The organism is Streptomyces sp. SCL15-4 (assembly GCF_033366695.1).
GTDB lineage: Bacteria > Actinomycetota > Actinomycetes > Streptomycetales > Streptomycetaceae > Streptomyces.
Genome location: NZ_JAOBTQ010000001.1, coordinates 6,525,431 through 6,549,581 on the forward strand (window position 1 = coordinate 6,525,431; position 24,151 = coordinate 6,549,581).

Sequence of the window (24,151 nt, forward strand, 5' to 3'; positions counted from 1 at the left end):
GAGATCACACGATGCTGCCCTGGAAGCGAGCGCTCAGACCGCTCGCCGCGCTTCTGCTCGCCGTCGCCGCCGTCGCCGTACCGGCCGCCACCGCCAGCGCCTCCGACGCCGGTGCTCCCGGCAGCGGGTGGAACGACTACTCGTGCAGGCCCTCCGCCGCGCACCCCCGGCCCGTCGTCCTCGTCCACGGAACCTTCGGCAACTCGGTCGACAACTGGCTCGGCCTCGCCCCGTACCTCACGAGCCGCGGATACTGCGTCTACTCCCTGGACTACGGCCAGCTTCCCGGCGTCCCCCTCTTCCACGGTCTCGGCCCCATCGACAAGTCGGCCGGGCAGCTGTCCGCCTTCGTCGACAAGGTGCTCGCCGCCACCGGAGCCGCCGAGGCCGACCTGGTCGGCCACTCCCAGGGCGGCATGATGCCCCGCTACTACCTGAAGTTCCTCGGCGGAGCGGCCAAGGTGCACGCCCTCGTCGGCCTCGCCCCCGACAACCACGGCACCGACCTGGACGGCCTCACCCACCTGCTCCCGTACTTCCCCGGTGCCGAGGACCTGCTCGACGCCGCCACGCCCGGCCTCGCCGACCAGATCGCCGGCTCCGCCTTCCTCACCAAGCTGAACGCGGGCGGCGACACCGTTCCCGGCGTGCGCTACACCGTCATCGCCACCCGGTACGACGAGGTGGTCACCCCCTGGCGCACCCAGTACCTCGGCGGCTCCGGCGTCCGCAACGTCCTGCTCCAGGACCTCTGCCCGCTCGACCTGTCCGAGCACCTCGCGATCGGCCTGTCCGACCGGATCGCCTTCCACGAGGTGGCCAACGCCCTCGACCCGGCCCACGCCACCGCCACCACCTGCGCCTCGGCCCTGAGCTGAGCCGCCGCCGGGGCCTGTCCGGCCTGAGCCGCCGCACAGGCCCCGGAGTCTCGCCGCCGTCCGTCGCGCGCCGCCGCACCGGCCGAGGGCGATCCGAAGCTAGCCCGGGAACGCGGCCGGATCGCCCGGCGAGGGCCGTGGGAGGAGATTCTTATGGTGCGCTTAAGGAAGTGCTCAGGCTCCGCTCAGGCCGATAGCGTGCGCCCATGATCGACAAGGAAGACGGCGGCACGGAGGAACGGGTCCGCCCGGCCGGCGCACCGGACGTACCCGCCGTGCGGGCGGTGACGGACGCGGCCTACCGCCCCTACATCGAGCGCATCAACGTCGTGCCCCAGCCCATGGAGGCCGACCACGCCGCGGACGTGGCCGCGGGAAAGGTGTTCGTCACCGGGGAGCCGGTCGTCGGGCTGGTGGTGGTCGAGGCGTTCGCCGACCACCTCTTCCTGGACAGCGTCGCCGTCCATCCCGCCGCCCACGGCACGGGCGTCGGACGCCGGCTGCTGCGCTTCGTCGACGCACGCGCGCGAGAACTCGGCCTGGACGAGATCAGGCTCTACACGAACGCGATGATGTGGGAGAACCAGAAGATCTATCCGCGCTACGGCTACGAGGTCGTGGCCCGCCGCGTCGACGGCCCCTACGACCGGATCCACTACCGCAAGCGGCTGGGCTGAGACGCCCTCCGGGTCAGCTGTCGGGCCACCAGGTGCGCGCGATGTCCTTGCGCACCTCCGGCCGTCCCGCCGGGGTCTCCTCCGCCTCCTCGCGTATCCGGCGGCTGTCCGTCCTCTTCAGGGGCTTCTTCTGCACGGTCATGCGGCGCATCGCTGCCTCCTTCGGCGCCTACCCGGGTTCCGCGTTGTCACGGAGGTAGACGTTTCGGGCGAGAGTTCCTTGTCGGTACCGGTTTGTCAGTGGTGGCTGTCACGTTCGCGGTGTCAGTGGCGTGTGTCACTCTCCGGGGATGACGAGCGATAACACGCACAGGGGTGCTGGTGCCCCGGAAGCGGACTGGGATGCGCTGGCCGCCGGTTTCGACGACGAACCCGACCACGGACTGCGCGACCCCTCGGTGCGCGCGGCCTGGGCCGACCGGCTGCGCGCCTGGCTCCCCGGCCACCCCGCCGACCTCCTCGACCTCGGCTGCGGCACCGGCAGCCTGTCACTCCTCGCCGTCGAACAGGGACACCGGGTCACGGGCGTCGACCGGTCCCCGGCGATGGTGGAGCGGGCCCGCGCCAAGCTCGCCGGACGCCCCGCCGAGATCCTGTGCGGGGACGCCTCGGCCCCGCCGGTGGGGGAGCGGAGCTTCGACGCGGTCCTCGTCCGCCATGTGCTGTGGGCCCTGCCGGACCCCGCCGGCGCGCTCGGGCACTGGCGGGGCCTGCTGCGGCCCGGAGGCCGGTTCGTGCTGGTCGAGGGCGTCTGGGGCACCCACAGTCCGGTCGGCATGGCCGCCGGACGGCTCACCGCCCTGCTGGAGCCGCTGACCCGGCGGGTGCGCGTGGAGCCGCTGTCCGCGCACGCGGCGCTGTGGGGCAAGGAGGTCGACGACGAGCGGTACGCGGTGGTGGCCACCGTGTGACCCGCCGGGGGCCGGGCCGGCTCAGGCCAGCAACTCCGCGAAGCCGCCGGGGCGGAGCGCCAGCGCCTCCAACTCGTCCAGGGCGGCCACCGCGGCGGCCGCGGCCCGCGGGTCCGTCCCGGCGAGCCCGCTCGCGGCGAACTCGTCCTCGTCCAGGCGCCGCACCTCCCGCCCGTCCGCGGAGCGCCACAGATCCAGGTCGAGATCCTCCACGACCAGCTCCGCCCCGGCAGCGGTGTCCGCGTTCGAGCGGGAGGGGGGGAGCACCGCCGGGCGCGTGACGTCGCAGTACCAGCCCTTGACGGAGCCGTCCGCCGCCCGGACCTCCTTCACCGCGTACCACCGGCCGCGCCAGTAGTACTCGGTGAACACATCGCCCGGCTCGAACCGCACGAACCCGAAGTCCCGCACTCCCGAGCCCGCCCAGGAGGCGCGGACGACGATCCGCTCGCCGTCGTCCCGCAGCAGCTCCGCCGGATAACGGATCTTCGTCCGGCCCGCCTTGACCAGGACGACCTCCCACCGGGCCGGCACCTCAGCCGAGTTCGCGGACATACCGCACCTCCCGCGCGCACTTCTCGTACCCGAACCACGTGTTGATCGCGAGCATGGGACCGTTGCCGGTGTCGTTGCCCGTGAACGCCTCGGTGAGACCGGCGGCACGGGCCCGGTACAGGGAGTGGGCCTTGACGAGCTTGGCCAGGCCGCGGCCGCGATGGGAGCGGACGGTGCCGGTCATCGCCGTGGAGTACCGCGTGCCGCCGTCGGTGTAGGCCACGCTGAAGGCGACCGGCCGGCCGCCGGCGCAGGCCACCACCGTCAGCTCCCGGTTCAGCAGCGGATGGTGCCAGACCTCCGCCACCCACGCGTCGTAGTCCGAGAACTCCGTGTCCACGTCGCCCGGTTCGTCGCGCACCGTCTCCGCGTCCAGTTCGAACAGCGGCCGGGGATCGGCCGCGAAGCCGGCGGCCGTCCGCAGTTCGACGCCGGCCGGGGTCCCGGGGAGCGGCGGCAGGTTGCCGTGCGCCAGGTCGAGCCGGAGGAAGTGGGCGCTGCGGCTCCGCCGGTAGCCGCGCCGCTCGGCGAAGGCGTGGTTGGCCGGCTCGTCCAGGGCCCAGGCCAGCAGCCGGGTCGCGCCCAGGTCCGCCAGGTACTCCTCGGCGGCCCGCGCCAGCAGCCGGCCGGCCCCGCGCCCGGTCCGGTCCGGGCGGACGTAGACGTTCAGGACGCCCTGGCCCGGCTCGGGGCTGTCGTGGACCAGATGGACCTGCGCCGTGCCGATGATCTCGCCGTCCTCCTCCGCGACGAGCGGCCGGAAGCGGGCCCCGGGGTGGACATGGGCGGCCGTGTGCCGCACCGACTCCGGGGTGAACAGGATGTACGGCAGCGCGAGGCGGCGCACCCGGGCGAAGCCCTCCGCCTCGGCGGGGACGTCGGGGCACAGGTCACGCACGAGGACTGTCATGGGAACGCACCGTACGAGGGTCCCGTGCCGGGCTGCCTCCCATTTTCCGGCGGGTGCGGGACAATCGGCCCCGTGAGCCTGAAGATCCGCATCGATGACAGCGCGCCCCCGTACGAGCAGGTGCGGGCGCACATCTCCGAACAGGCGCGGTCCGGGGCGCTCCCGGTGGGATACCGGCTGCCGACCGTGCGGGGGCTGGCCGAGTCCCTCGGGCTCGCGGTGAACACGGTCGCCAAGGCGTACCGGGCGCTGGAGAACGACGGCGTGATCGAGACGCGGGGACGCAACGGCACGTTCGTGGCGGCCGCGGGCTCGGCCGCGAACCGGCAGGCCTCCCTCGCCGCGCAGGCCTACGCCGAGCGGGCGCGGCGGCTGGGGCTGGGGGAGGAGGAGGCGCTGGACGCCGTACGGGACGCCCTGCGGGCGGCTTACGGGGATTAGGGGAGCGGCGGTGGCAGAGGCCGGGCGGATCTCGCCGGCTCCGGGGTGCGCGTCACCGGCAGACCCGCCCGGCGCGCCGCTGCCGCGAACACCACCGCGTCCCGTACGGCCGCCCCGCCGGGGTCGTTGTTGAAGTACGCGTACACGTCCGCCCCGTCGGGCCAGGTCGTCGCGACGCGGTCGACCCAGGTCTCCAGGCTGCGGCGGCCGTAGCGCGGCCACGGCCGGGCGCGGCCCTGGTGGAAGCGGACGTAGCCCCAGCCGGCGGTGCGCCACAGCGGGACGACCGGGCGGGCCAGGACGTCGGCCCAGCACAGGGCCGCGCCATGGGACACCAGCACCTCGCGCACCTCGGCCGTCCACCAGGACGCGTGCCGGGGTTCGACCGCCACCCGCGTACCGGGCGGGAAGCAGGCCAGGCAGGCGTCCAGCAGGGCCGGGTCGGCGCGCAGGGTCGGCGGGAGCTGGAGCAGGACCGGGCCCAGGCGGTCGCCGAGACCCGCCGCGTGGGCCAGCAGCCGGTGCACCGGCTCCCCGGGGTCCTTCAGCCGCTTGATGTGGGTCAGGAACCGGCTGGCCTTGACCGCGACCACGAAGTCCGGCGGCACCCGCTCCCGCCAGCCGGCGAAGGTGTCGTACGCCGGCAGCCGGTAGAACGCGTTGTTCAGCTCCACGGTCGCGAACAGCCGGGTGTACTCCTCCAGCCACAGCCGCGCCGGCACCCCGGCCGGATAGACGAGGTCCCGCCAGTCCTTGTACTGCCACCCCGACGTGCCGACATACAGGGTCATACACCCATGAAAGCACCCGCCGTGACGGCGCTCACCCGAACGGTGCTCACAGGTACAGCCCCGCGTCCGCTCCCTCCCGGGCCCCCGGCACCGACGCCGGCGCGGTGCCCCGGCGCAGCGCGTACAGCTCGGCCAGGGTCGCGCCCTCCCGGCCGACGCCCTGCTCGGTGCCGAGCCAGTCCACCGCCTCCCGGCGGGTCAGCGGGCCCACCTCGATCCGGGCCAGGCAGCGGCCGGGACGGACCACGGCGGGGTGCAGCCGCTCCAGGTCCTCGTTGGTGGTGACGCCGACCAGGACGTTGCGGCCCTGGCCGAGCAGGCCGTCGGTGAGGTTCAGCAGCCGGGACAGGGCCTGGCCCGCCATGTGCCGGGCCTCGCCGCGGATCAGCTCGTCGCAGTCCTCCAGCAGCAGCAGGCGCCAGCGGCCCTTGCCCGCGCTGTCGTCCTCGCCGATCGCGATGTCCATCAGATAGCCGACGTCGGAGAAGAGCCGCTCGGGGTCCAGGACGCAGTCGACCTGGCACCAGTCCCGCCAGGAACGGGCCAGGGTGCGCAGCGCGGACGTCTTGCCGGTGCCCGGCGGGCCGTGGAGCAGCAGCAGCCGGCCGGCGATGTCCTCGGGCGTCGTCCGCATCAGCCGGTCCATGGCGTCCGCCACCGGCGCGGTGTAGTTGGCCCGGACCTCCTCCCAGGTGCCCGCGGAGATCTGCCGGGTGGTGCGGTGCGGGCCGCGCCGCGGGGAGACGTACCAGAACCCCATCGTCACGTTCTCCGGCTGCGGTTCGGGCTCGTCGGCCGCGCCGTCCGTGGCCTGGCCGAGGACCCGCTCGGCCAGTTCCGCGCTGGTCGCGGTGACCGTCACGTCCGCGCCCCGGTTCCAGCGGGAGACCAGCAGCGTCCAGCCGTCCCCCTCGGCGAGGGTCGCGCTGCGGTCGTCGTCGCGGGCCATCCGCAGCACCCGGGCGCCCTCCGGCAGCAGGTTGGCTCCCGAGCGGACGCGGTCGATGTTCACGGCGTGCGAGTACGGCTGCTCGCCCGTCGCGAAGCGGCCGAGGAACAGCGCGTCGACGACGTCGGAGGGCGAGTCGGAATCGTCGACGTGGAGCCGGATCGGCAGGGCGTCGTGTGGGTTCGCGGACATGCCCGCCATGATCCGGCACGGATGCCCCGCCCGCACGGTATTTCCGGCCCAACGCTCCGGTGAAGGCGGAACGCTCCGCCGGCGGCCCGGCACTTGCCTGACGGCCCGGCACTTCCCTGGAGACCCGGCGCCGCGCCGGAAGAGGCGCGGCGCCCCGGGAGGCCGCGGTCAGTCGCGCGGGCGCCCTCGGCGGGCGCGGTCCCTGAGCAGCGCGACCAGCAGGACCAGCAGGCTGAACCCGGTCACCGCGACCACCCCGCCCCCGGCCGACCAGCGGTGCGCGGCCACCATGCCCTGGGCGACCAGCAGGTCGACGACGATCGCACCCGCGAGGGCGGTGACCGCCCGGCCGAGCGGATCCGGCCCGCGCCGCGCGGCGGCGATCGCCCCGGCCGGCGCGGCGAGCAGGAAGAACAGCGTGCACGGGGCGCGCAGAGGTGATCCGGAGTCGATCAGCGCGAGCAGCGCGCCGGCCGCCACCACGGCGGTCGCGGCCCCGGCGAGCAGCGGCGCCGGACCCCTTCCCGGTCCCGGCCGTGTGCCGTCGGTGTCCGTTCCGGTGCCGTCTGAAGAAGGTGCCTCGATACGTATGGTCCGCATTGGCGACTTCGCCCCCCGACGCGCCTGATGCCGGGCTTCAATGTCGCGCAGCCGCCGACGGGGCGTCAAGACGACGGCCGGCGCGGAACGGGCGTTCCCGCCGGGCCCGGTGTGCCGCGGCCGGCAACGGAGTTGGCGAGGCGTCTACAGATATGGCATGTACATGCAATGCATGAGCCGTGAATGTCTCTGGTCGATCTCGTTGAGACGGCGACAGTTTTGGCATGAACACTTCCTGTCAACACGCGTAGCTGCTACCAACGTTGAGGCAGAGATCCTGCTAGAGGGAGGCTCCATGAGACGTTCCCGCCTTACCGGACTCGTTACCTCGCTCCTCCTCGCCATCGGTCTCGGTGCCACCGGGGCCGCTTCGGCGCAGGCGTCCCCGACCGCCGCGGCCGGCGGCTACGTAGCCCTCGGCGACTCCTACTCCTCCGGAGTGGGCGCCGGCAGCTACATCAGCTCCAGCGGCGACTGCGACCGCAGCACCAAGGCGTACCCCTACCTGTGGAACGCCGCCCACAGCCCCTCTTCGTTCGCCTTCAACGCCTGCTCGGGCGCCACGACGGACGACGTGCTCGCGAACCAGCTCGGCTCGCTCGACTCCTCCACCTCGCTGGTGTCCGTCACGGCCGGCGGCAACGACGCGGGCTTCGCCGACGTCATGACGACCTGTGTGCTCCAGTCCGACAGCTCCTGCCTGTCCCGGATCAACACCGCCAAGGCGTACGTCGCCAACACGCTCCCCGGCAAGCTGGACACCCTCTACAACGCGATCAGGGCCAAGGCCCCGGCCGCCCGGGTGGTCGTCATCGGCTACCCCCGCTTCTACCTGCTCGGCCAGTCCTGCCTCGGCCTCTCCGAGACCAAGCGGGCCGCCGTCAACGACGCGGCCGACTACATCGACACCACCATCAAGGCCCGTGCCACCGCCCACAGCTTCGTCTTCGGCGACGTCCGCACCACCTTCTCCGGCCACGAGATCTGCTCCGGCTCCGCCTGGCTGCACAGCGTCGACTGGCTCGACATCGGCCAGTCCTACCACCCGACCGCGGCCGGCCACTCCGGCGGCTACCTGCCGGTGTTCACGAACAACGCGTAACGTCCACGGTCAACGCATCACCCGAACGGGCTCGCCCTGCGGAGTGAATTTCCGGACCCTTTCCGGGACTTCGCTCAGGGCGAGCCCGTAGCCGATTCCGACTTCGACGCGGACGCGGACGCGGACGCGGACGCGGAGGGGGAGGCGGAGGCGGAGGCGGAGGACGGGGGCCCGCCCGGGGGCGTCTCCGTCGCCGTCCGCGCGCAGTCCACCGAGAACGGGACCGTGTCCGAGGCGGCCTTCACCGGCTCGCGCACCTTCACCCCGACCCGGTCCCCGGCCGACGCGCCGCCCTTGTACACCGTGAGCGTCACCCGGACCTGCCGCGTCCTTCCGCCGCCCGCCGGGAACGACAGCGTGCGCCACCCAGGGTCCGACACCGAGCCGCGCGTCGTCACCCACCGGTACTCCACCCGCGCCGGCAGCCGCTCCACCGTGAACGTCGCCGTGAAGGCGGGCGCCCGCCCGCCCGGCGGCGGACAGGCCCCGGAGTACTCCGTGCGCTCCCCGGCCACCGCGACCCCCACCGACTGCTCCGGACGGCCCCCGGCGGACGTGCCCGCTGCCGTGGCCGAGGAGGTACCGCCGCCGTGCGGGGCCGATGTCGCCGCGCCGCCGCCCGACGGAGCGCCCCGGCTCCCCTGACCGTCGCCGTCGCGCTGCGTCAGCACATACGCCAGCCCCGCCAGCGCCAGCACCGCGACCAGCGCGCCCGCCACCAGGACCGCGCCGGCCCGCCCGGTCCGCCCCGGCGGAACGGACGGCTGTGTGGCGGACGGCTGCGGAACGGCGGACGGCCCCGGTGCCGGACACCGTTCCTCCTCGCCGGGCCCGGCGAGGAGCGTCGCCGCGGTGGACGGCGGCACGGGCCGGGCAGGCGCCTCGGGAGTGCCGCCCGCCGCGACGATCCGCAGCTCGTGCTCCGCCCGCTCCGCGGCCGTGCGCTCCGCGGGGTCCTTGCGCAGCAGCCCCTCGACGACCGCCGCCAGCGGTCCGGCCCCGAGCGGCGGCGGCAGCTCCTCGTCCACCACGGCCCGCAGGGTGCTCAGCGCGGTGTTCTGGCGGAACGGCGAGACGCCCTCGACCGCCGTGTACAGCAGCACGCCGAGCGACCAGAGATCCGCCTCCGGCCCCGGTGTGCGGCCGAGCGCCCGCTCCGGCGACAGGTATTCGGGGGAGCCGATCACCTCGCCGGTCATCGTCAGCGCCGAGCTGCCCTCCAGCGACGCGATCCCGAAGTCGGTCAGGACCACCCGGCCGTCGTTGGCCAGCAGCACGTTGGCCGGCTTCACATCCCGGTGCAGCACTCCGACGGCGTGCGCGGCGCGCAGCGCGGACAGCACCTCGGCGCCGACACGCGCGGCCTCCGCCGGCGGCAGCGGGCCCTTTGCCGCCAGCCGGTCGGCGAGCGACAGCCCGCGCACCAGCTCCATCACGATCCACGGCCGGCCGGCCTCCAGCGCCACGTCGTACACCGTGACCACGCCCCGGTGCGCGACCCGGGCCGCCGCCCACGCCTCGCGCTCCAGCCGCGCGTACATCCGCTCCACGTCGGGACCGGGCAGCGTCCCCGGCGCCCGCACCTCTTTGACGGCCACCTCGCGGCGCAGCACCTCGTCCCGGGCCCGCCACACCGTGCCCATGCCGCCCTCGCCCAGCGCGGACAGCAGGCGGTAGCGACCCGCGATCACACGTTCACGGCCCGGTTCTGCGGACACGGGCGCCCCCCACGGCCTCTCGCGCGACTTCCCAGCAAACCCCGCCAGGCGGACCACGGAAGCGGCCCCCTCGGGCACACTCTTCCCACGCTCGGCACCGATACCACCGGGTATGCCGGCTGAACACCGCAACTCCCGGCGCCAGAGGCCGCGATCCCGGCGGCCACGTTCACGGTGCGGGCACACCGCGCCCACGACCGGCCGGCCGCCGAGCGGGTCCGCGCGCGTGAGATCGCACACGTTCCGTCCGCCCCGGACGTCCGCGCGGCAAGCCGTCGTCACCCTCGGGCTTGGCGACGTGCGACACGCCCTTGATCGCCAAGGGCCCCGGCGCCGCCGCGACGTCACTCGCCGTGACCATCGGGCCCGACGGCGGTTCAGCACGCCCCACCGGCCGCCCGCTTGTCCAACTCACCCTGAAATCGGTCGGATTCGGAGAGTAGTCAACGAGGGATGGTCAACCCCCTTACAGGGAAGGTGAATCCTGTGGGCGAGATACCCGGGTGCCCCAGTGGGGCGATAGGGTTAGCGTGCCCGGGCCGGGTGACTCGTACGGGTGGGGAGTGACATGGAACAGATAACAGTGCGCAGCAGGGCCAGGGTCCCTGCGATCACCTGCGGGAGCAGCGCGACCAGTTCGCGCCTGGACCGCCATCTGTCGGTGCTGGCGGGACCCGCCATACCGCAGCGGGAGACGGTCGAGGCGACCTCGCTGATGCGTGAGCTGACGGCACGCGACTCCGTGCACACGCGCAGCGACCGGGGTGCGCGGGTCAGCCGCGTCTCCCTCTTCGCGCCGCTGCGCCGGCTGCGCCGTTCGCTGTTCGGCGGTCACTGACCGCGCCGCAGGGCCCCCGCCTTCGCGCAGGGGCGCCGCGCTCAGGCCGCCACGCCGTCCCGGCGCAGCGCTGCGACCTCGTCGTCCGTCATCCCCACGGCACGCAGCAGCGCTTCGGTGTGCTGCCCGAGCGCGGGCACCTCGCCCATCCGCGCCTCGTCCCCGCCCGGCAGTGTGATGGGCGGCAGCAGCGCCTTCAGCGGGCCGGCCGGCGTTCCCACCCGGCGCCATCGCCGCCGGGCCGCCAGCTGCGGGTGCTCCGCCAGCTCCCGCACATCCCGCAGCCGGGCGCAGGCGATGCCCGCCCGCTCCAGCCGGGCCAGCGCCTCCTCGGCGTCCAGCGCCCGCAGCGCCTCCGCCACCAGCGCGTCGGTCCGCTCCCGGTGCGCCACCCTGGCCGCGTTCGTCGCGTACGCCGGGTCCGCGCCCAGTTCCGGGCGGCCGAGGACCTGTTCGGCCAGCCGCCGCCATTCCCGGTCGTTCTGCACCGACAGCAGCACCCGCCCGCCGTCCGCCGTCGGATAGGCGTCGTACGGCGCGATCACGGCGTGCGCCAGCCCGGTGCGGGCGGGCGGCTCGCCGCCGTGCATCGTGTGGTGCAGCGGATGTCCCAGCCACTCGGCGAGCGCCTCCAGCATCGACACCTCCACCGGCCCGCCCCGCCCGGTCGTGCCGCGCCGCACCAGCGCGGCCAGCACACCGGAGAACGCGTACATGGCCGCCGCGATGTCCGCCGCCGGGATGCCCGCCTTCACCGGCTGCTGCGGCGTCCCGGTCACCGACACCAGGCCCGCCTCGCACTGCACGAGCATGTCGTAGGCCCGCTTGTCCGCGTACGGCCCCGAGCCGCCGTAGCCGGAGATGTCCACGGCGATCAGCCGCGGGTGCGCGGCGCACAGCGTGGCCGCGTCCAGGCCGAGCCGGGCCGCCGCGCCGTGCGCGAGGTTCTGCACGAACACGTCCGCGTCCGCGACCAGCCGCCGTACGACCTCCAGGCCGCGCGGGTCCTTCAGGTCCAGCGCGATGGACTCCTTGCCGCGGTTGCACCACACGAAGTGCGAGGCGAGACCGCGGGCCGCCGTGTCGTAGCCGCGCGCGAAGTCGCCGCCGTCGATCCGCTCCACCTTGACGACCCGGGCGCCCAGGTCGGCGAGCTGCCGGGTCGCGAAGGGCGCGGACACGGCCTGTTCGACGGCGACGACGGTGATGCCCTCGAGAGGGAGCGGGAGATGATCCATGGGGTGGATGATCTCCTCCGTCCGGCGCTTTGTCAGCAGCGCGCGGTCACCCGGTCCGCGCGTACCGGGCCACCGCGAGCGGCAGGAACACGGCGGTGAGGAACAGGCACCAGGCGAGCGAACCGGCCACCGGGTGGGCCACCGGCCAGGCGGCGCCCTGAGGGACGGGCGCGTTGCCGAAGAGGTCCCGCAGGGCCGTGGTCACCGCGCTGATCGGGTTCCACTCGGCGAGCGTGCGCAGCCAGTCCGGCAGGTTGCCGGTCGGGATGTACGCGTTCGAGAGCAGCGGCAGCACGAAGGAGGACGCGCCGAGCTGTCCGGCCGCCTCCTCGCTGCGGGTCATGAGGCCGAGGAAGATCCCGGCGCAGGTGCAGGCGAACCGGAAGAGCAGCAGCAGCCCGACGGCCCCGGCCGCGCCGGCCGCCGACCCCTCGATCCGCCAGCCCACCGCGAGTCCGGTCAGCAGCAGCGGCAGCGTCCCGAGCGTCGTGACGGCCAGGTCGGCGACGGCCTGCCCGAGCGGGACGGCGGCCCGGCTCACCGGCATCGCGCGCAGCCGGTCCGCCACGCCCCGGTGGGTGTCCTGGGCCGCCTGGAACATGCCGGTCATCAGCCCGCCGGCGGCGGTCGCGACGAGCAGTCCGGGCACCAGGAAGGAGCGGTACTCACGGCCGGGCACGGCAAGGGCGCTGCCGAACACATAGCCGAAGAACAGCAGCATGTTGACCGGCATCAGCTGGGTCAGGACCGCCAGCCCCGGGTTGTTGCGGACCCGGCGCAGCTGCCGGCCCGCCATCGCCAGCCCGTCGTACGCGAGCGCGCTCACGCGGCGGCCTCCTCGTCGCGGGCGGACTCACCGGTGAGCCGCAGGAAGACGTCGTCGAGGGTGGGCGGCCGGATGGACGCGTCCAGCAACGGCACACCGGCCGCGTCCAGGGCGCGCACCAGCCGGGGCAGGGTCAGCGTCGGGTCGGTGGTGACCGCGCCGACCGCGTTGCGGTCCCGGTCGAGCACGGGTTCCCGGCCGGTCAGCCGGTCGAGCACGGCCGCCGCCCGGGTCAGCGCCCCGGCGTCGGCGACCACCGCCTCCGCGTGCGACCCGATGACCGCCTTGAGCGCGGCGGGCGAACCGGTGTGGGCGACCCGGCCCCGGTCCATCAGGACGATGTCGTCGGCGAGTTGGTCCGCCTCCTCCAGGTACTGCGTGGTCAGCAGCACGGTCGTGCCGTCCGCCTTCAGCTCGCGCACGGCCTGCCGGATCCGGGCGCGGCCGGCCGGGTCGAGCCCGGTGCCGGGCTCGTCCAGGAAGAGCACGGCGGGACGGCGGACCAGGCTCGCGGCGAGGTCGAGCCGGCGCCGCATGCCTCCGGAATAGGTGGACGCCCTCCGGTCCGCCGCCTCGGCCAGGCCGAAGCGGTCCAGCAGTTCGTCGGCGCGGCCGGCCGGCCCGCGCACCCGGTGCAGCCGGGCGAACAGCCGCAGGTTCTCCCGGCCGGTGAGGTCGCCGTCGACCGAGGCGTACTGCCCGGTGACCCCGATCCGGCGCCGTACGGCGGCCGCCTCCCGCACCGGATCGTGCCCGGCGACGCGGGCCGAGCCGCCGTCCGGGCGCAGCAGCGTGGTCAGCAGCCGCACCGCCGTCGTCTTCCCGGCCCCGTTCGGGCCGAGCAGTCCGCAGACCGTGCCCTCGGCGACGGCCAGATCCAGCCCGCGCAGGGCCCGTACCGCGCCGAAGCGCTTCTCCAGACCCTCACTAAGTACAGCGTACGTAGTAGTCATGCCGGGACCATAGCGCACTACGTACGCCGTACGTAACTAGGATGGTGCCGAGGTGATCGATCGATGGCAGTCCGACGGGCCGTACCCGAGGTGATCTGGGCGCGCCCCGGGCGGGCCGGCCGGGGCCCGAAACCGGCGTACACGCGCGACGACATCGCCGCCGCCGCCGTCCGGATCGCCGACGAACGGGGGCTCGACGCGGTGTCGATGCGGCACGTCGCCGCCGAACTGGGCTGCGGCACCATGTCGCTCTACAACTACGTCCCCCGCAAGGAGGACCTGTACGAGCTGATGGTGGACGCGGCCGGCGGCGAGCACGAGCCGTGGGAGCCGAGCGGCGACTGGCGGGCCGACATGCGCCGCGTGGCCCGGCAGACGCGCGAGCTGATGCGCCGGCACCCGTGGCTGCCGCGCCTGATGTCCCCCGTCTACGGCTTCAGCCCGAACGCCCTGCGCTACCTGGAACACTGCCTGGCCTGCCTGGACCCGCTGGAGGAGCGGTACGGCACCAAGCTGGAGCTGATCGCCATGCTGAACGGCATGGTCACGACCTACGTCCGCAACGAACTCGACACCGCCGAGCGGGTCCGTGCCCTGCCGTGGTCCGAGGACGAGGAGAACGCGGCCCGCATCGCCTACCTGGGCGGCCGGCTCGCCACCGGCGCGTACCCGCGCATGGCGGCGGCGTTCACCGAGGACGCCGGGCCCATCGACCCGGAGGCGGTGTTCGAACGGGCGGTGGACCGGGTCATCGACGCGTTCGCGTCGCGCCGGGAGCCGTGAGGGACCAGGAGCGTGCCCGGCGCCAACTCGCCCTGGTGGCCGAGGTGCTGGAGGCGGCCCGGGACGCCTGCGTCCCGCTCTGGCTGCGCGGCGGCTGGGCCATGGACTTCTTCCTCGGCTGGGTCACCCGCGACCACGGCGACATCGACTGGTTCGCCTGGGCACGGGACGCCCCGGCCCTCGCCGGAATCCTCTCCCGGCTCGGCCACACACCGGTGCCGGGGCCGCCCGCGGATCTCCAGCTCGACTACGTCAAGGACGGCCTGGACAGCAGCTTCACCCTGATCGACCGGGACGCGCGGGGACGGGTCACGGTGGCCGGCTGCCCCTGGGCCGGCACGCCCTGGCCGGACGGGCTGCTCGGCACCGAGCCCGGCCGGATCGGAGCGCTCCGGGCACCCATCGTCGACCCGCGCGTCCAGATCGAGATCAAGCGCATGATGCCGGTCTGGGACCCCTCCCGGCCCCGCCGCGCCAAGGACGCCGAGGACATCGCCCGGCTTGAGGCCGCCCTGCGCACCCGTACGGCGGGCTAGAGCAGCGCGAACTGCCCCTCCGGGCCCTCCTCCTGGTGGCCCAGCACCGAGGCGGGACGGCGGGCGGACCCGGGAACCGGCAGCACGCCCGCCCGCCGCAGCTCACCCGCCGTCACCGCCGGCACCGGCCGCAACCCGGCACGCGCCGTCCGCGTCCGCGCCAGCAGCGTCAGCACCGTGATCAGCTCCAGCAGCTCCGAGGTCCAGCTCTGCGGCCAGGTCGCCGGACGGATCGCGGCGAGCGTGCCCGGCTCGGCCGGACCGGTACGGGCCGCGAACCAGGACTCCAGGACCCGGACCCCGGCCACCTCGAACTCCCAGGCCTCGGCCGGGACGGGCGAGATCCGGCCCTCGTCCAGGTGCAGGGCCTCCTCGCCGGGGTCGTAGCGCAGCGTCTGCGGACGGCCCGGCAGGGGCGCGCGGACGTACGGCCGACGGCCGCCCGGCAGCCTCGGCCGCTCCCCGTCCCGGCACATCAGCCACAGCGCCCGGCGGCCCCACTCCACTCCGGCCGCCCACAGGCCGCGGTCGTCGGTGAGCGGCACGGTGAGGTCCGGCCGGACGGCCGCCACGGTCCACGCCAGCACGTCCGCCGCCGAGGCGCGCGCGCCCAGGCGGGCCGACAGGTGCTCCACCAGGCCCGGAGCCAGGTTCGGTTCGGTGCCGCCGGGCCGGCGGTACAGCGGGCGGACGCGGCCGGGGCGCACGGTCGGCAGGAGCGCGGTCGCCAGCAGCGGCAGGTCCGCGTCACCCGTCTCCACCGTGAACACCTGCCGCGCGTCCGCCACCCGCCACAGCTCCGGGCGGGCCGCGTCGATCAGCCGGTGGTCCGGGATCAGCCACCGCTCGTCGAACGGCGCGGCCAGCACCCGCACGGGCTCCGCACAGGCACCCTCGGCCCGCGCCAGCCGCCGCGTACCCGTGGACTGACCGGGCAACTGACCCACGGCCGAGGTGAGCGTACGGGCCCGGGTCGGCTCGAACAGCGCCTCCCGCTGTGCCCCCTCGGCCTTCAGCAGGGCGTCCCAGCGGGCCCGCAGCGAGCGGGGATCGGCGGCCACCGGCCAGGCACGGCCCGGCCGCAACGGTGCGACGGACCACGGCATGAGGTCCGCCAGCAGCGGAGCGTCGTCATGCGTCACGGTGGGCATCGTACGGCCTGGGCCGCCTTGGGATCAGGTGGCGTCGAGCGTGACCGTGAACGAGAACCGGTCCCCCCGGTAATGGATCACGGCCACGTCCAGCACCCGTCCCGCGCTGTCGTACGTCACCCCGGTGTAGTGCAGGATCGGGCTGAGCAACGGCACGTCGAGCAGCCGCGCCGTCTCCGGATCGGCGAGCCGCGCCTGCACGGTGTCGGTGATCCGGCCGATGTCGGCCTTCACCACGTCCCGGAGCACCTTGGTCATCGGCCAGCGCACCAGGTCGCCCGGATCGATCCGCTCCGCGAGGTCGGGCCGGATGTGGTTGACGGCGTGGTTGGTCGGCTCACCGGTCTTCTCGTCGCTGCGCAGCCGGTGGTACGCCGCCACCTCCGCGAGGTCCGGGAAGTACTCGGCGAGCGCGGCCGGCACCGGTACCCGGCCGTGCTCCAGCAGCTCGGTCGTCATCCCGGACTGCTGGGCCACGATCGCGTCCACCGAGCCCAGCAGCCGCACCGGCGCCCCGCGCCGCACCCCGGGCTCGATGAACGTGCCGCGCCGCCGGTGCCGGCTGATCAGCCCCTCGTCCTCCAGCTCCTTCAGCGCCTGCCGCATGGTCAGCACGCTCACGCCGTAGTGCTCCGCCAGCCGCTCCTCGGTGGGCAGCCGCAGCGGCTCCTCGGGGGAGCGGCCCAGTATCGAGGCGCGCAGCGACTGCGACACCTGGTACCACAGCGGCAGCTTGCGGTTCAGGACGATGGAGTCCGGGGCGAAGGAGGTCACGCCGCTATCCGTACCCGGCGGGCGACCTCCCGCGCAACGCCGGGCGTCACCCGCGGAAGTGCCGTTCGAGTCCCTGCCACACATCGTCGTAGCGCTGCTGGAGGTGGTCCGCCCCGGCCGCGTGCGGGGTCAGCGTCACCGGCCAGCGGGTCTCGAACATGAAGGCCAGCCCGTCGTCGACCTTGTGCGGCCGCAGCTCCGCCGCGCTCGCCCGGTCGAACGTCTCCCGGTCCGGGCCGTGCGCCGACATCATGTTGTGCAGCGAGCCGCCGCCGGGCACGAAGCCCTCCGCCTTGGCGTCGTAGGCGCCCTCGATCAGGCCCATGTACTCGCTCATCACGTTCCGGTGGAAGTACGGCGGCCGGAAGGTGTCCTCGCCCACCAGCCAGCGCGGCGCGAAGACCACGAAGTCCACACCGGCCAGGCCCGGGGTGTCCGACGGAGAGGTCAGGACCGTGAAGACGGACGGGTCGGGATGGTCGTAGGAGATGGTGCCGATCACATTGAACCGGCGCAGGTCATAGACGTACGGCACATGGTTGCCGTGCCAGGCGACCACATCCAGCGGGCTGTGGTCGTAGGTGGCCGTCCACAGGTTGCCGCAGAACTTGTTCACCACCTCCACCGGGCCCTCGACGTCCTCGTAGGCGGCGACCGGCGCCTGGAAGTCCCGGGGATTGGCGAGGCCGTTGGCGCCGATGGGCCCGAGGTCGGGCAGCCGGAACGGCGCGCCGTAGTTCTCGCACACATAACCGCGCGCGGAGTCGTCCAGCAGCTCCACACGGAAGCGCACCCCACGGGGAATCAGCGCCACATGGGCCGGCTCCACATGCAGGCGGCCGAACTCGGTGTGCAGCAGCAGCCCGCCGCGCTCGGGCACGATCAGCAGCTCGCCGTCGGCGTCGGAGAAGACCCGCTCCATCGAGGCGTCGGCGTGGTACAGGTGCACGGCCATGCCGGTGCGCTGGGTGGCGTCGCCGTTGCCGCCCAGCGTCCACAGGCCGCCGAGGAAGTCGGTGCCGGCCGGAGGCTGGGGCAGCGGGTTCCAGCGCAGCCGGTTGGGGTCGGGCACCGTCTCGGTGAACGGCGCCGTGCGCAGCGCGCCGTTGCCGGTGCGGGTGAACGGCGGATGGGCGGCCGAGGGGCGGATGCGGTAGAGCCACGAACGCCGGTTGTGCGCGCGCGGTTCGGTGAACGCCGTCCCGCTCAGCTGCTCGGCGTACAGGCCGAGCGGTGCGCGCTGCGGCGAGTTGCGGCCCTCGGGCAGGGCGCCCGGCACCGCCTCCGAGGCGTGTTCATTGCCGAACCCGGTGAGATACGGCAGCCCCTCGGCGGCCTTCCGTGCTCCCCCGCGCTCGAACACGCTCGCGCGGGAGGTGCCCCCATCGCTCATGATCGCTCCTTGTGCTCCCGATTCCTATGCATCACCGTAGGAATCGGCGGGGGCCCGCGCAAGAGGGATCCCGGTCTCCCTCTCCGGTAGGGCGCGAACCAGACTTGAGGCGGATTCGGGAGGTGGCGGCGCTGTTCTACGCTCCGGATCATGTCGTGGAAGAAATGGACGCGCGGGCGGCTCACCGCGCTCGCGGTGTGTGTCCTGCTGCCATGGGGAGCGGCGGCCTGCGCAACCGGTGAGGCGCACGAGGGCACGGTCTCGCCGTCGCCCGTGGGAAAGGTGCTGGACACCACCGACGAGACCGGCCGCAACCTGCGAGAGGTGCCCGCGCGGAACGCGCCCGCGGTCGCCGTCGAGGTCACGCCGGACCCGGCCGGCGGCTGGGACGTCCGGCTGGACCTGCGTCACTTCCGCTGTTCCGCGCCGGACGCCCGGCCGGCCGCGGTCCTCGGGCGCGGGGTGGTCCACCTCCTCGTCGACGGCCGCCGGGTCGCCCGGCTGCACACCCCCACCCACCACCTGGCCGCCGGCCGTGTCCCGCACGGCACCCACCAGATCACCGCCCGGCTGTACGCCGACGACGGCACGGTGTGGGCCGTCCACGGCAAGCCGATCGAGAACACCGCCGACATCACGGTCTCCGACGCGGAAACGACCGAGCACCCCCCGCGCACCGGGACCCCACCGACCACCCGGGGCACATGAGCCGGCCGCCCGGGCACGCGCCCGGGCGGCGAGCGGTCGGCCCCGTCGGCCCGGTGGCTGGATGGCCGGGGCCGGCCCGTCGGCCGCAGGGCACGGCGGCTGGGCAGGCCGCGTCCGTTGCCCCGTTGGCCCCGCGGCCGAAGGCGGCGTTCGTGTGTGTTCGCTTCGGCGTATGAGTGGGGCGGGCGTCCGTCTCCGTACCCTGAGGCAAGGTTCACCTGATCCCGGCGGAAAGGCATCATGAAGCCCGTGCCCCACGCGACATCGCTCCGTCGCGCGCCCGTTCAGCGGCGCAGCGCCGAGCGGCTCACCAGGATCCTGGACGCCTGTGCCGGCCTCCTCGACGAGGTCGGCTACGACGCCCTGAGCACCCGCGCCGTCGCCCAGCGCGCCGGTGTCCCCATCGGCTCGGTCTACCGGTTCTTCGGCAACAAACGCGAGATGGCCGACGCCCTCGCCCAGCGCAACCTGGAGCGGTACGCCGAGCGCGTCACCGCGCGGCTGGACAAGGCCCGTACGGGGGACTGGCGGGCCGCCATGGACGCCGTCCTGGACGAGTACCTCGCCATGAAGCGCACCGCGCCCGGCTTCTCCCTGGTCGACTTCGGCAACCAGATCCCGGTCGGCTCCCGCCACGACGAGCCCAACACCCGCGTCTCCGACCGGCTCACCGAACTGCTCGCCGGCTATCTCGGCCGCACTCCGGACGCGGAACTGCGAAGGGTCTTCCTGGTCGCCGTGGAGAGCGCCGACACCCTCGTGCAACTCGCCTTCCGGATCGACCCGCAGGGCGACGAGGCGGTCATCGCCGAGACCCGGGAGCTGCTGAGGGCCTACCTGGCACGCGTACTCGACTGAACGGCCCCATCCCTGACCTGGACTTTTGCGCTTATTGCTCGCGCGTCAACATCTTGTTAACGCCGGTTGAACGGACCTAACGTCATCGCACCGCCGACCCTCAGGTGGGATGTTCAAGGGCGAACGTTAGGTATCCACTCATGCTGACCATCCTCGGCTTCGCCATGATCGCGACCTTCCTGGTCCTGATCATGCTGAAGAAGATGTCGCCGATCGCGGCGCTCGTGCTCATCCCCGCCTTGTTCTGCGTGTTCGTGGGCAAGGGCGGCAAGCTCGGCGACTACGTCATCGACGGCGTCACCGGCCTCGCGCCCACCGCGGCGATGCTCATGTTCGCGATCGTCTACTTCGGTGTGATGATCGACGTCGGCCTCTTCGACCCCGTCGTCCGGGGCATCCTGAGGTTCTGCAAGGCCGATCCGCTGCGGATCGTGGTCGGCACGGCGGTCCTCGCCGCGATCGTCTCCCTGGACGGCGACGGCTCCACCACCTTCATGATCACCGTCTCGGCGATGTATCCCCTCTACAAGCGCCTGAAGATGTCCCTGGTCGTGATGACCGGCGTCGCCGCCATGGCCAACGGCGTGATGAACACGCTCCCCTGGGGCGGCCCCACCGCCCGCGCCGCCACCGCGCTGAAGGTGGACGCGAGCGACATCTTCGTCCCGATGATCCCGGCCCTCGCCATGGGCCTGCTGTTCGTCATGGTCCTCGCCTACGTCCTCGGCCGCCGCGAACGGGCGCGGCTCGGCGTGCTCACGCTGGACGAGGTGCTGGTGGAGGAGACCGAGACGGTGCTGGTCGGCGCCGGTGCCACCGCACGGGCCGAGGGTTCCGGCACCGGCGGTGACCCCGCCGACGAGGCAGCCGGCGACGGCTTCCAGGGCCTGGACCCGGACCGCCCCACCCTGCGCCCGAAGCTGTACTGGTTCAACGCGCTGCTCACGGTCGTCCTGCTGACCGCCATGATCATGGAGTGGCTGCCGATCCCGGTGCTGTTCCTGCTCGGCGCGGCCCTCGCCCTGACCGTCAACTTCCCGCACATGCCGGACCAGAAGGCCCGGATCGCCGCCCACGCGGAGAACGTCCTCAACGTCTCCGGCATGGTCTTCGCCGCCGCCGTCTTCACCGGCGTCCTGCAAGGCACCGGCATGGTCGACCACATGGCCGAGTGGCTGGTGGACAACGTCCCCGACGGCATGGGCCCGCACATGGCCCTGGTCACCGGCGTGCTGAGCATCCCGCTCACCTACTTCATGTCCAACGACGGCTTCTACTTCGGCGTCCTGCCGGTGCTCGCCGAGGCGGGCCACGCGCACGGCGTCTCCTCGCTGGAGATCGCCCGCGCCTCGATCGCCGGCCAGCCGCTGCACATGTCCAGCCCGCTCGTCCCGGCCGTCTACGTCCTGGTCGGCATGGCCAAGGTGGAGTTCGGCGACCACACCCGGTTCGTGGTCAAGTGGGCCGCGCTCACCTCCCTGGTGGTGCTCGGCTCGGCGCTCCTGTTCGGCATCGTCTGATCACCCGGGAAGGACCGCGCTCATGGCGCCCGGTGAAAACCGCGGCTGGCTGCTCCGCCTCGTCATCGCCTTCGGCTGCGCGCAGGGGGCGGTGTCGATGGCCCGCCCCGCCGTCTCCTACCGGGCCCTCGCGCTGGGCGCCGACGAACGGGCGGTCGGCGTCATCGCCGGTGTCTACGCGCTGCTGCCGCTGTTCGCCGCCGTACCGCTCGGCCGCCGTACCGACCACGGCCGCTGCGCGCCCCTGCTGCCCGCGGGCGTGGTCCTCATCGCGGGCGGCTGCGTCCTGAGCGGGCTGGCCGGCTCCCTGTGGGCGATGGCCCTGTGGAGCGGGGTGATGGGCCTCGGCCACCTGTGTTTCGTGATCGGCGCCCAGTCGCTGGTGGCCCGCCAGTCCGCGCCCCGCGAACAGGACCGCAACTTCGGCCACTTCACCATCGGCGCCTCCCTCGGCCAGCTCGTCGGCCCGCTCGCCGCGGGCGCCCTCGTCGGCGGCCCGGACCTGGCGCGCAGCAGCGCGCTCGCCCTGCTCACGGCGGGCGCGGGCGCCGCCGTCGCGTTCACCGCGCTGTGGCGGATCGAGGACCGTACGGCCGTCACGGCGCGTGCGCCGCGCGCCGGGCGGGTGCCGGTCGCGGGCATCCTGCGCGCCCGGGGCGTGCCCGCGGGCATTGTGATCAGCCTCTCGGTGCTGTCCGCGACCGACATCCTCACCGCCTATCTGCCGGTGGTCGGCGAGCACCGGGGCATCGCGCCCGCGGTGATCGGTGTCCTGCTCGGCCTGCGGGCCGGCGCCACCATCGCCTGCCGGCTCGTCCTCACCCCGCTGCTGCGGCTGCTCGGCAGGCCCGCGCTGCTCACCGTGACCTGTCTGCTGGCGGCCCTGCTGTGCGCGGGGGTCGCGCTGCCGGTGCCGGTGTGGGCGCTCGGCGTCATGCTCACGCTCCTCGGCTTCTGCCTGGGCGTGGGCCAGCCGCTGTCGATGACGACGGTGGTGCGGGCCGCGCCCGAGGAGGCGCGTTCCACCGCGCTCGCCCTGCGGCTGACCGGCAACCGGCTCGGCCAGGTCGCCGCCCCGGCCGCCGCGGGCCTGGTGGCCGGGATGGCGGGGGTGGCGGCGCCGTTCGTGATGCTCGGCGGGCTGCTGCTGGTCTCCTCGGGCATCGCGCTGCGCTCGCCCGGAGAGTCCCGGGAGGGGGCCGGACGGGTGGCGCGGGAGCGGCGCGAGCGCCCGGGACTGCGCCGGACGAGCGATATCTGACGGCACGCCCGGCGCCGTTGCCGGGGTTCGCGCGGGTCATGAGGCAGTGTCCAGGCGAAAGAGCGATTTGTATGAAAATCGTCTGAATCCGGAGGATCGCGCATGCCCACCCTGACACTCCCCCGTGCAGCAGGCTCCCGCGCCGGTGCCACCGTCATCCTCGCCGCCCTCGCCGCGGCGGGCGCGTCGTGGGTGGCGGCGCCGGATGCGGCGGCCCAGGGGGAGAACGGCGACATCAGGATCCACAACGCCCGCTCGACCAACCCTCCGTCGTTCATCGGCTCGGCCAAGGACGACCCCGTGGTCTGCAAGTTCTTCCTCGAGGCCGTCAACTTCGACACCCTGACCAGCATCGCGTACACGATCACGCCGCAGCCCCCGCTGCCCACCGCCGCCACCGTGACCGGCATCATCCAGCTCGCCGGCGGTGCCGGGCACACCGATCCGCTGGGACTGGCGGACGGGCAGTACAAGATCAGCTGGACCGTGGGGGCGCCCCCGGCCCTGAAGGAGAAGGTCTTCCGCGTCAACTGCCACGACGGCAAGGTGGAGGGCGCGCCCGGCGGCCAGATCGAGGACCACCAGCAGAACAACGGGGAGCACCAGGACAACGGGTCCTGGGGGCAGGGCGACCACGACGGCCCGAGAGGCGGTGTGCACGCGGGCGGCGGCGGTCTCATCGACACGGCCGCCGCGTACTCCCCGGTGGCCGCCGCCGCGGCCGTGGGCCTGGTCGCGGTCAGCGCCGCCGTGTACGTCCGGCTGATCCGCCGCCGTCCCCATGGCGCCGCGTAGACGGCGCAGGCCCTGGTACCGGACCCGCGCCTACCGGCTGGCGAGGACGGCCGTGCTGGTGGTCGTCCTGGTGACGGTCGGTTCGCGCTGCGGGGGACACGACAGACCGGCCGTGGCGGGCCGGGCGGGCGGCGCGGACGAGGAGGCGGTCCCGGCCGCGCCCGCCGCCCCGCCGCCCCGCCCGCTGTCCAGGTCCCGGCCCACCTCCTTTCGGGTGCCGTCGCTGGGCATCGCCGCCCCGATCGTCCCCCTCCGCCTGGACGCCAACCGGGAACTGGAGACGCCGCCGGTGGACCGGCCCCGGCTGGTCGGCTGGTACGAGGGCGGGCCCACGCCGGGCGAGGCCGGCACCGCGATCGCCGTCGGCCACCGGGACACCCGCAGCGGACCCGCCGTCTTCGCCGGGCTCGCCCAGGTCGCGCCCGGCAAGGCCGTCGAGGTGCGGAGGGCGGACGGTCGCACCGCCGTCTACTCCGTGGACCGGGTGAAGGTCTACGACAAGGCCGGCTTCCCCGACAAGGAGGTCTACGGCGCGACCGGGCGCCCGGAGCTGCGGGTCATCACCTGCGGCGGCCTGTTCAGCAGGCGCACCGGCTACACCAGCAACGTGGTGGTCTTCGCCCATCTGACCGCGGCGAAGTGACCGGCGGACATCCCTGAACGACCGGCTGACGTCCCGGAACGGCCGGCGGTCGCCTCCCGATGACCGGCGGACGGCCTCGAACGACCGGCGCCCGGCCCCGGACGACCGGTGGGTACGGCAGCGACCGACGGCCCGGCCGCCGCGGACTCG

At 73.8% G+C, this 24,151-nt stretch carries 27 protein-coding genes; 14 read left to right on the forward strand and 13 right to left on the reverse strand.

The annotated features are described in order from the left end of the window. Positions 1-11: 11 nt before the first annotated feature. Together SCK26_RS29240 and SCK26_RS29245 are read left to right on the forward strand one after the other, a co-directional pair. Positions 12-878, forward strand: a complete 867-nt coding sequence (locus tag SCK26_RS29240) for an esterase/lipase family protein (protein ID WP_318204329.1) — start codon at positions 12-14, stop codon at positions 876-878. Positions 879-1,084: 206 nt separating this feature from the next. Beyond that, positions 1,085-1,555, forward strand: coding sequence for a GNAT family N-acetyltransferase (locus SCK26_RS29245; RefSeq protein ID WP_318204330.1), 471 nt, complete (start codon positions 1,085-1,087; stop codon positions 1,553-1,555). Positions 1,556-1,568: 13 nt separating this feature from the next. Here the strand turns inward: SCK26_RS29245 and SCK26_RS29250 are convergent, their stop codons facing one another. Further along, positions 1,569-1,706, reverse strand: a complete 138-nt coding sequence (locus SCK26_RS29250; protein ID WP_318204331.1) for a hypothetical protein — start codon at positions 1,704-1,706, stop codon at positions 1,569-1,571. Positions 1,707-1,845: 139 nt separating this feature from the next. Here SCK26_RS29250 and SCK26_RS29255 point away from each other — a divergent pair, with 139 nt between their 5' ends. Then, positions 1,846-2,466, forward strand: coding sequence for a class I SAM-dependent methyltransferase (locus SCK26_RS29255; protein ID WP_318204332.1), 621 nt, complete (start codon positions 1,846-1,848; stop codon positions 2,464-2,466). A gap of 21 nt (positions 2,467-2,487) precedes the next feature. Here SCK26_RS29255 and SCK26_RS29260 read toward each other — a convergent pair whose 3' ends face one another. Next, positions 2,488-3,021, reverse strand: coding sequence for a DUF402 domain-containing protein (locus SCK26_RS29260; protein WP_318204333.1), 534 nt, complete (start codon positions 3,019-3,021; stop codon positions 2,488-2,490). Further along, a complete protein-coding gene (locus SCK26_RS29265) occupies positions 3,002-3,931 on the reverse strand; it encodes a GNAT family N-acetyltransferase (RefSeq protein ID WP_318204334.1) in 930 nt (309 codons plus the stop codon). Before SCK26_RS29265 ends, SCK26_RS29260 begins: the two co-directional genes overlap by 20 nt. Before the next feature lie 72 nt (positions 3,932-4,003). Here SCK26_RS29265 and SCK26_RS29270 point away from each other — a divergent pair, with 72 nt between their 5' ends. Further along, positions 4,004-4,372, forward strand: coding sequence for a GntR family transcriptional regulator (locus SCK26_RS29270; protein ID WP_318204335.1), 369 nt, complete (start codon positions 4,004-4,006; stop codon positions 4,370-4,372). On the opposite strand, the gene SCK26_RS29275 is transcribed toward SCK26_RS29270, so the two are convergent. The 3 genes from SCK26_RS29275 to SCK26_RS29285 form a co-directional block, all read right to left on the reverse strand. Beyond that, complete coding sequence (locus SCK26_RS29275; protein ID WP_318204336.1) at positions 4,369-5,163, reverse strand: DUF72 domain-containing protein; 795 nt, start codon at positions 5,161-5,163, stop codon at positions 4,369-4,371. The two genes, SCK26_RS29270 and SCK26_RS29275, sit on opposite strands and share 4 nt — an antisense overlap. Positions 5,164-5,209: 46 nt before the next feature. Then, positions 5,210-6,304 carry a DUF5925 domain-containing protein gene (locus SCK26_RS29280; protein WP_318204337.1) on the reverse strand — a complete coding sequence of 365 codons (1,095 nt, stop codon included), beginning with the start codon at positions 6,302-6,304 and terminating at the stop codon, positions 5,210-5,212. A 168-nt stretch (positions 6,305-6,472) separates the two neighbouring features. After that, a complete protein-coding gene (locus SCK26_RS29285; protein ID WP_318204338.1) occupies positions 6,473-6,904 on the reverse strand; it encodes a hypothetical protein in 432 nt (143 codons plus the stop codon). Positions 6,905-7,199: 295 nt separating this feature from the next. On the opposite strand from SCK26_RS29285, the gene SCK26_RS29290 reads away from it, so the two are divergent. After that, the gene (locus SCK26_RS29290) at positions 7,200-8,006 is read left to right on the forward strand and encodes an SGNH/GDSL hydrolase family protein (protein WP_318204339.1); all 807 of its coding nucleotides are present in this window, start codon (positions 7,200-7,202) and stop codon (positions 8,004-8,006) included. A 74-nt stretch (positions 8,007-8,080) separates the two neighbouring features. On the opposite strand, the gene SCK26_RS29295 is transcribed toward SCK26_RS29290, so the two are convergent. Continuing rightward, on the reverse strand, positions 8,081-9,724 hold the full coding sequence (locus tag SCK26_RS29295) for a serine/threonine-protein kinase (RefSeq protein ID WP_318204340.1): 1,644 nt from the start codon (positions 9,722-9,724) through the stop codon (positions 8,081-8,083). A gap of 568 nt (positions 9,725-10,292) precedes the next feature. Between SCK26_RS29295 and SCK26_RS29305 the strand changes: the two genes are divergently transcribed. Continuing rightward, on the forward strand, positions 10,293-10,562 hold the full coding sequence (locus SCK26_RS29305; RefSeq protein WP_318204341.1) for a hypothetical protein: 270 nt from the start codon (positions 10,293-10,295) through the stop codon (positions 10,560-10,562). A gap of 41 nt (positions 10,563-10,603) precedes the next feature. Here the strand turns inward: SCK26_RS29305 and SCK26_RS29310 are convergent, their stop codons facing one another. The 3 genes from SCK26_RS29310 to SCK26_RS29320 are packed head-to-tail and all read right to left on the reverse strand — an operon-like array spanning position 10,604 to position 13,579. Next, entirely contained in the window at positions 10,604-11,800 is a 1,197-nt protein-coding gene (locus tag SCK26_RS29310; RefSeq protein WP_318204342.1) for a CaiB/BaiF CoA-transferase family protein, read from the reverse strand. A 46-nt stretch (positions 11,801-11,846) separates the two neighbouring features. Then, on the reverse strand, positions 11,847-12,626 hold the full coding sequence (locus SCK26_RS29315) for an ABC transporter permease (RefSeq protein WP_318204343.1): 780 nt from the start codon (positions 12,624-12,626) through the stop codon (positions 11,847-11,849). Continuing rightward, on the reverse strand, positions 12,623-13,579 hold the full coding sequence (locus SCK26_RS29320; protein ID WP_318204344.1) for an ATP-binding cassette domain-containing protein: 957 nt from the start codon (positions 13,577-13,579) through the stop codon (positions 12,623-12,625). Before SCK26_RS29320 ends, SCK26_RS29315 begins: the two co-directional genes overlap by 4 nt. Before the next feature lie 63 nt (positions 13,580-13,642). Between SCK26_RS29320 and SCK26_RS29325 the strand changes: the two genes are divergently transcribed. Together SCK26_RS29325 and SCK26_RS29330 are read left to right on the forward strand one after the other, a co-directional pair. Next, entirely contained in the window at positions 13,643-14,362 is a 720-nt protein-coding gene (locus SCK26_RS29325) for a TetR/AcrR family transcriptional regulator (protein WP_318204345.1), read from the forward strand. Next, on the forward strand, positions 14,359-14,898 hold the full coding sequence (locus SCK26_RS29330) for a nucleotidyltransferase domain-containing protein (RefSeq protein ID WP_318204346.1): 540 nt from the start codon (positions 14,359-14,361) through the stop codon (positions 14,896-14,898). The genes SCK26_RS29325 and SCK26_RS29330 overlap by 4 nt, the downstream gene beginning before the upstream one ends. On the opposite strand, the gene SCK26_RS29335 is transcribed toward SCK26_RS29330, so the two are convergent. The 3 genes from SCK26_RS29335 to hmgA are packed head-to-tail and all read right to left on the reverse strand — an operon-like array spanning position 14,895 to position 18,216. After that, positions 14,895-16,049: a type ISP restriction/modification enzyme gene (locus tag SCK26_RS29335; RefSeq protein ID WP_318204347.1), complete on the reverse strand. Its 1,155-nt coding sequence runs from the start codon at positions 16,047-16,049 to the stop codon at positions 14,895-14,897. The genes SCK26_RS29330 and SCK26_RS29335 overlap by 4 nt on opposite strands. Positions 16,050-16,073: 24 nt before the next feature. After that, positions 16,074-16,823 (reverse strand): GntR family transcriptional regulator, encoded by a 750-nt coding sequence (locus SCK26_RS29340; protein ID WP_318204348.1) that lies wholly within the window; start codon positions 16,821-16,823, stop codon positions 16,074-16,076. A gap of 46 nt (positions 16,824-16,869) precedes the next feature. Beyond that, complete coding sequence (gene hmgA, locus SCK26_RS29345; RefSeq protein ID WP_318204349.1) at positions 16,870-18,216, reverse strand: homogentisate 1,2-dioxygenase; 1,347 nt, start codon at positions 18,214-18,216, stop codon at positions 16,870-16,872. Positions 18,217-18,366: 150 nt separating this feature from the next. Between hmgA and SCK26_RS29350 the strand changes: the two genes are divergently transcribed. The 6 genes from SCK26_RS29350 (at position 18,367) to SCK26_RS29375 (ending at position 24,001) form a co-directional block, all read left to right on the forward strand. Beyond that, positions 18,367-18,924, forward strand: coding sequence for a hypothetical protein (locus SCK26_RS29350; protein ID WP_318204350.1), 558 nt, complete (start codon positions 18,367-18,369; stop codon positions 18,922-18,924). A gap of 240 nt (positions 18,925-19,164) precedes the next feature. Continuing rightward, positions 19,165-19,782 carry a TetR/AcrR family transcriptional regulator gene (locus SCK26_RS29355; RefSeq protein WP_318204351.1) on the forward strand — a complete coding sequence of 206 codons (618 nt, stop codon included), beginning with the start codon at positions 19,165-19,167 and terminating at the stop codon, positions 19,780-19,782. Positions 19,783-19,922: 140 nt separating this feature from the next. After that, the gene (locus tag SCK26_RS29360; protein ID WP_318204352.1) at positions 19,923-21,302 is read left to right on the forward strand and encodes a citrate:proton symporter; all 1,380 of its coding nucleotides are present in this window, start codon (positions 19,923-19,925) and stop codon (positions 21,300-21,302) included. 22 nt (positions 21,303-21,324) lie between these two features. Beyond that, the gene (locus SCK26_RS29365) at positions 21,325-22,563 is read left to right on the forward strand and encodes an MFS transporter (RefSeq protein WP_318204353.1); all 1,239 of its coding nucleotides are present in this window, start codon (positions 21,325-21,327) and stop codon (positions 22,561-22,563) included. Positions 22,564-22,665: 102 nt separating this feature from the next. Beyond that, the gene (locus tag SCK26_RS29370; RefSeq protein WP_318204354.1) at positions 22,666-23,358 is read left to right on the forward strand and encodes a hypothetical protein; all 693 of its coding nucleotides are present in this window, start codon (positions 22,666-22,668) and stop codon (positions 23,356-23,358) included. Beyond that, positions 23,345-24,001, forward strand: a complete 657-nt coding sequence (locus SCK26_RS29375) for a class F sortase (protein WP_318204355.1) — start codon at positions 23,345-23,347, stop codon at positions 23,999-24,001. The genes SCK26_RS29370 and SCK26_RS29375 overlap by 14 nt, the downstream gene beginning before the upstream one ends. The last annotated feature ends 150 nt before the right edge of the window (positions 24,002-24,151 follow it).